We start from the raw sequence: 810 nt of genomic DNA, 5'->3' as shown, positions 1-810 counted from the left end.
GTACCGTCACCTGCGACATCATTAGTGCGGCTAGCGACTTCACGAACCAGTTGCGCGCCCATGTTTTCAAACTTATTCTCAAGCTCGATCTCTTTAGCCACTGAAACACCATCTTTGGTGATGGTCGGTGCGCCAAAAGATTTGTCGATGACCACATTACGGCCTTTAGGGCCTAGCGTAACTCGTACTGCATTTGCAAGGACGTTTACGCCATCCATCATTTGTTTACGGGCATCTATGCCAAACTTTACGTCTTTTGCCATGTTCATTTACTCCAATAATTAATAATTTTTTATGTGAATATTAAAGATTAAGCTTCAATGATGCCTAATACATCAGACTCTTTCATAATAAGTAGCTCTTCACCGTCAACTTTAACCGTTTGACCAGCGTACTGACCGAACAAGACTTTGTCGCCTGTTTTGACGTCTAGCGCGCGGGTGTCACCATTGTCACGGATCTGACCATTACCTGTTGCGAGCACCTCACCTTGTGACGGCTTTTCTTGCGCTGAACCGGGCAGTAAGATACCACCAGCCGTTTTTGTTTCTTCTTCTATACGGCGGACAACGATACGGTCATGTAAAGGGCGAATATTCATCACTATGTCTCCAAAATTTGGTTACGTTAAATGGGTTTGATTCAAGGGTCTCAGCAGCCTTATCGGTCAAACACATACCCTTACCTATATAAAAGTAGTGTTATAAAAGATAAGCTGTGAGCTTGATTCAAAAAATGGGGGCATGACAAGGTGGGTTCAAGTGTAAACTCAAAAATATTTACAAGGCGTTTGTTGCTGCAAATGATCCT

At 43.2% G+C, this 810-nt stretch carries 2 protein-coding genes; both read right to left on the bottom strand.

The features are described from left to right. A partial coding sequence (locus ACTXGO_RS15070; RefSeq protein WP_443575091.1) for a TCP-1/cpn60 chaperonin family protein occupies positions 1 to 263 on the bottom strand: 263 nt, incomplete at its 3' end. Between the two features lie 47 nt (positions 264 to 310). Further along, complete coding sequence (locus ACTXGO_RS15065; RefSeq protein ID WP_435950384.1) at positions 311 to 604, bottom strand: co-chaperone GroES; 294 nt, start codon at positions 602 to 604, stop codon at positions 311 to 313. Positions 605 to 810: the final 206 nt, after the last annotated feature.

This window comes from Psychrobacter sp. T6-1, assembly GCF_052258445.1.
Note: the sequence above shows the minus strand (reverse complement) of the source record. Positions and strands in the feature narration are given on the sequence as shown.